The following is a 5,368-nucleotide window of genomic DNA, read 5'->3' as shown; positions in this document are numbered from 1 at the left end:
ACCTTGCCGCGGCTGCGGTGTGGGGGCTGGTCCGTTCCGCGCAGTCCGAACACCCCAACCGGTTCATCCTGCTCGACCTCGACGATGACACTGACCCCGGCAGTGAACTGGGCAGAATCCTCACGGCGGTGCTCGACAGCGGCGAGCCGGAGATCGCGGTACGCGATGGTGGGTTGTGTGTGCGGCGGTTGACCCGGGCCGGTAGTGGCCGCCTGCTCCTGCCTGGTCCTGAGCGGTTGTCGTGGCGTCTGGATGTGTCGGAGCCGGGCAGCCTGGACAACCTTGCGGTGGTGGATTGTCCGGAGGCGGTGGCGCCGCTGGGGGTTGGGCAGGTGCGGGTTGGGGTGCGGGCGGCGGGGTTGAACTTTCGGGATGTGTTGGTCGGGTTGGGTATGTATCCGGATCCTGCTGCGGTGATGGGTAGTGAGGCGGCCGGGGTGGTGCTTGAGACCGGGCCGGGTGTGTCGGGGGTGGTGGTCGGGGATCGGGTGTTCGGGATGTTCAACGGTGCGTTGGCGCCGGTGGCGGTCACCGACCATCGTTTGTTGGCCCGGATTCCGCGGGGCTGGTCGTTTACTCGGGCGGCGTCGGTGCCGATCGTGTTCCTGACCGCGTTTTACGCGTTGCGGGATCTGGCCGGTGTGCGGGCGGGGCAGCGGATTCTGATCCACGCTGCGGCCGGTGGGGTGGGGATGGCGGCGGTGCAGTTGGCCCGGGCGTGGGGGTTGCAGGTGTACGCCACCGCCAGCGCCGGTAAGTGGGACATCTTGCGCGGGATGGGTGTGGACGATACGCATCTGGCGTCTTCGCGGGATGTGGAGTTCCGCCGCGGCTTCCTGACCGTGACCGGTGGGGAGGGGGTGGATGTGGTCCTCAACGCTTTGGCCGGGGAGTTCGTGGACGCGTCGTTGGACCTGCTGCCCCGTGGTGGCTGGTTCGTGGAGATGGGTAAGACCGACGTGCGGGATCCGGCCCGGGTCGCCGCGGATCACCCTGGGGTGGTGTATCAGGCGTTCGACCTGTCCGAGGCCGGCGCTGACCGGATCGGGCAGATGCTCGGCGAGATTCTGGACATGTTCGCCGCGGAGGTTCTGCAGCCCTTGCCGGTGAGGGTGTTCGAGGCGACTCACGGGGTGCAGGCCCTGCGTTATCTGCAGGCGGCCCGTCATGTGGGCAAGGTGGTGCTGCGGCTACCGGCGGGGCTGGATGCGGGTGGCACGGTGGTGGTCACTGGTGGGACCGGTGTGTTGGGTGGATTGGTGGCCCGGCATCTGGTCACCACACACGGAGTCGAGCACCTGTTGCTGTTGTCCCGGCGCGGCCCGGCAGCGGCCGGGGCCGCGGAGCTGGTCGATGGCCTGACCGAGCTGGGCGCACGGGTGCAGGTGACCGCGTGTGATGTCGCTGACCGGGATGCGCTGGCGGAGGTGTTGGCGGGGGTGCCGGTGGAGCATCCGGTGGTCGGGGTGGTGCACACCGCCGGAGTCCTCGACGACGGGGTGATCGAGGCGTTGACGCCGCAGCGGCTGGAGACAGTGTTACGGGCGAAGGCCGATGCGGCGTGGTGGCTGCACGAACTGACTCAGGACATGGATCTCGGGTTGTTCGTGGTGTATTCCTCAGCAGCGGCCACGCTCGGATCACCGGGACAAGGAAACTACGCCGCTGCGAACGCCGTCCTGGACGCCCTGGCGCTACGGCGGCAGACCGCGGGTCTGGTGGGGCAGTCGTTGGCGTGGGGGCTGTGGGCCCCGCAGTCGGCGATGACCGGGCATCTCGACGAGGCCGACCTGGACCGGATGCGACGCGCCGGCATCCTTCCTCTCTCCTCCGAGCAGGGCCTGGCACTGTTCGACACGGCAATACGCACCGACCAGCCGCAACTCGTGCCGATCCGGGTGGACCTGCCCGCGCTACGTCGCACCAGGGCTGGTGGTGTGCCGCCGTTGTGGCGGACATTGGCCGGCGGCTCCGGCTCGCCCCGCCGGGCCGCGACCACCGCTGACGCGCCGGTGGATCTGGCCGCCAGGTTGGCTGCTATGGGGGTTGAGGAGCGCCAGCGGACGGTTCTGGAGCTGGTGCGGGCACAGGCCGCGGTCGTGCTGGGCCATGCCGACCCCGCGGCGGTTGATCCGGGCAGCGCGTTCCGTGAGCTCGGGTTCGACTCGTTGACCGCGGTGGAGTTGCGTAACCGGTTGGCCGCCGCGACTGGGCTGTCGTTGCCGGCCACGTTGGTCTTCGACTATCCGACACCGGTGGTGTTGGCCGGGTATGTGCTGACGGAGCTGCTTGGTGAGCAGACCGATGTCCTTACGCCGGTGGCGGTCGGTGCGGGTGTTGATGAGCCGGTGGCGATTGTGGGGATGGGGTGTCGGTATCCGGGTGGGGTGGGCGACCCGGAGGAGTTCTGGCAGTTGCTGGTCGAGGGCGTTGACGCGGTGGGTGAGTTTCCCATGGATCGGGGTTGGGATGTCGGGTCGTCAGATGATCCGGGTCCGGCGGGGTCGGAGACCACGTATGTCCGCGAGGGTGGGTTCCTGACTGATGCGGCGTTGTTCGATGCGGGGTTCTTCGGGATCAGTCCGCGGGAGGCTGTGGCGATGGATCCGCAGCAGCGGTTGTTGTTGGAGGTTTCCTGGGAGGCGTTGGAGCGGGCGGGGATCGATCCGTCCGGGCTGCGTGGGTCGGACACTGGCGTGTATGTCGGTACCCATGGGCAGGACTATCCGACGTTGTTGAGTGTGGCTGATTCTGCGGGGGATGGATTCTCCGGTACCGGTAACGCGGCGAGTGTGATGTCGGGGCGGGTGGCGTACACCCTGGGTTTGGAGGGCCCGGCGGTGTCGGTGGATACGGCGTGTTCGTCGTCGTTGGTGGCGGTGCATTTGGCGGCGCAGGCGTTGCGGTCGGGTGAGTGTTCGATGGCCCTGGCCGGCGGTGTAGCGGTGATGGCCACCCCAGGAGCGTTCGTGGGGTTCTCTCGGCAGGGTGGGTTGGCTGCTGATGGGCGGTGTAAGCCGTTCGCGGACGCGGCTGATGGTACGGGTTGGGGTGAGGGTGTCGGGGTGTTGGTGTTGGAGCGGTTGTCGGATGCCCGCCGGCGGGGGCATCAGGTGTTGGCGGTGCTGCGGGGCAGCGCGGTCAATCAGGATGGCGCCTCCAACGGGTTGAGTGCCCCGAACGGTCCGTCGCAGCAGCGGGTGATCCGTCAGGCTTTGGCGAACGCGCGGTTGTCGCCGGCCGACGTGGATGTGGTGGAGGCGCACGGCACGGGCACCACGTTGGGTGATCCGATCGAGGCGCAGGCGCTGATCGCCGCGTACGGCCAGGACCGGCCGGCGGATCAGCCGTTGCGGTTGGGGTCGGTGAAGTCGAACATCGGCCACACCATGGCAGCCGCAGGCATTGCCGGAATCATCAAGATGGTCTTGGCGATGCGGCACGGACTGATGCCCAAGACGCTGCACGTGGACGAGCCCTCATCACACGTGGACTGGTCGACCGGCTCGGTGCAACTGCTGACCGAGGCCACACCCTGGCCGGACGGCGGGCGGCCACGACGGGCTGGGGTGTCGTCGTTCGGGATCAGCGGCACCAACGCCCACCTCATCCTGGAAGAGGCCGATGCCGTACCGGACCCGGCGTTGGGTCATGAGCCGGCCTCGCCGGCCGGTGGGGTGGTGCCGTGGTTGTTGTCGGCGAAGTCTGAGGTGGCGTTGCGGGCGCAGGCGCAGCGGTTGGCGGGGTTTGTGGTCGACCGGCCTGAGGTGGATCCGGTGACGGTCGGGCGGGCGTTGGCGGGCCGGTCGGTGTTCGCGCATCGGGCGGTGGTGGTGGCTGGGGATGCTGATGGGTTCCTGGCGGGGTTGCGGGATGTGGATGTTTCGCCGTCTGTGGTGCGTGGTGTGGCGGCGGGTGCGGGCGGTGGGTCGGGTGTGGTGTTTGTGTTTCCGGGGCAGGGGGCGCAGTGGGTGGGGATGGGGGTGGCGTTGTGGGATGCGGAGCCGGTGTTCGCGGAGGCGATGACGCGGTGTGGGGAGGTGTTGGCGCCGTTGGTGGGTTGGTCGTTGCGGGAGGTGTTGGCTGATCCGGTGTTGTTGGGTCGGGTGGATGTGGTGCAGCCGGTGTCGTGGGCGGTGATGGTGTCGTTGGCGCGGTTGTGGCGTTCGGTGGGTGTGGTGCCGGCGGCGGTGGTGGGTCACAGTCAGGGTGAGATCGCGGCGGCGTGTGTGGCTGGTGGCTTGTCGTTGGCTGACGGGGCCAGGGTGGTGGTGTTGCGGAGCCGGGCGATTGCGGCGTTGTCGGGGTTGGGGGGCATGGTGTCGGTGCCGGCGCCGTTGGACGAGGTGCGGGAGTTGATCGGCGGGTGGGGTGGGGACCTGTCGGTCGCGGCGGTCAACGGCCCGGCGCAGGTGGTGATATCCGGTACCACGACCGCGTGTGAGGAGTTCGTCCAGGCGCACGCGGGGTTGGGGGTGCGTCGGATCGCGGTGGACTATGCGTCGCATTCGCCGCAGGTGGAGGCGATCCAGGACCGGCTGTCCACGGATCTGGCTGATCTGCGGCCTCGTACCGGGCAGGTGCCGTTCTACTCGACCCTGGAGGCGACGCGGGTCGACACCGCTGGTCTTGACGGGGACTACTGGTATCGCAACCTGCGGCACCAGGTCCGGTTCGCGGAGGTGATCCAGACCCTGACCGAGGCCGGCCACCGCACGTTTGTGGAGGTTAGTCCGCATCCGGTGTTGGCGATGGCGGTGGAGCAGGCCGGTGAGGATTTGGTGGTGGCGGGCACGCTGCGTCGTGACGATGGTGGGCGTGATCGTTGGCTCCGGTCGATGGCCGCCCTGCACGTGGCCGGTATCGCCATCGACTGGACCCCGGCGTTGGGCACCGGCCCGACCCACACGGTTGCCCTGCCGACTTATCCGTTTGAGCGTCAGCGGTTTTGGCCGGTGGTGCGGGGTGTGTCGGTGGGGGGTGGGGATGGTGGGTTTGATGCGGAGTTTTGGCAGGTGGTGCAGCGTGGTGATGTGGCGGCTTTGGCTAGTACTTTGCGGATTGATGAGCAGGGTGTGGCGGGGGTTTTGCCGGCGTTGGCGGCGTGGCAGCGGTCTCGTGAGGATCGGCGGCTGGTTGACGCGTGGCGGTATCGGGTTGTGTGGGAGCCGTTGACCGGTGGTCCTGAGGCGGCGCTGAACGGTACGTGGCTTGTGGTGTGCGGCGCGGATCTGGCGGCTGATGACGGTGGGTCGGGGTGGATCGGGCGGATCGAGCAGATCCTGCTCGGGCATGGTGCGCGGGTGGTGCGGGTAGCTGTTGACGGCACCCGGGTGGGGGTGGCTGCGGCGTTGCGGGCGGTGGTGGC

Annotated in this window: 1 protein-coding gene; it reads left to right on the top strand. The window is 68.5% G+C overall.

Annotation, left to right across the window (positions count from 1 at the left end; all coding sequences use genetic code 11):
• A partial coding sequence (locus ACZ6O5_RS31175) for a type I polyketide synthase (protein ID WP_465981903.1) occupies positions 1-5,368 on the top strand: 5,368 nt, incomplete at both ends.

The sequence above is a fragment of the Micromonospora sp. NPDC049201 genome, from assembly GCF_055586805.1.
The sequence above is the reverse complement of the archived record's forward strand: the minus strand, read 5'-3'. Positions and strand labels throughout refer to the sequence as shown.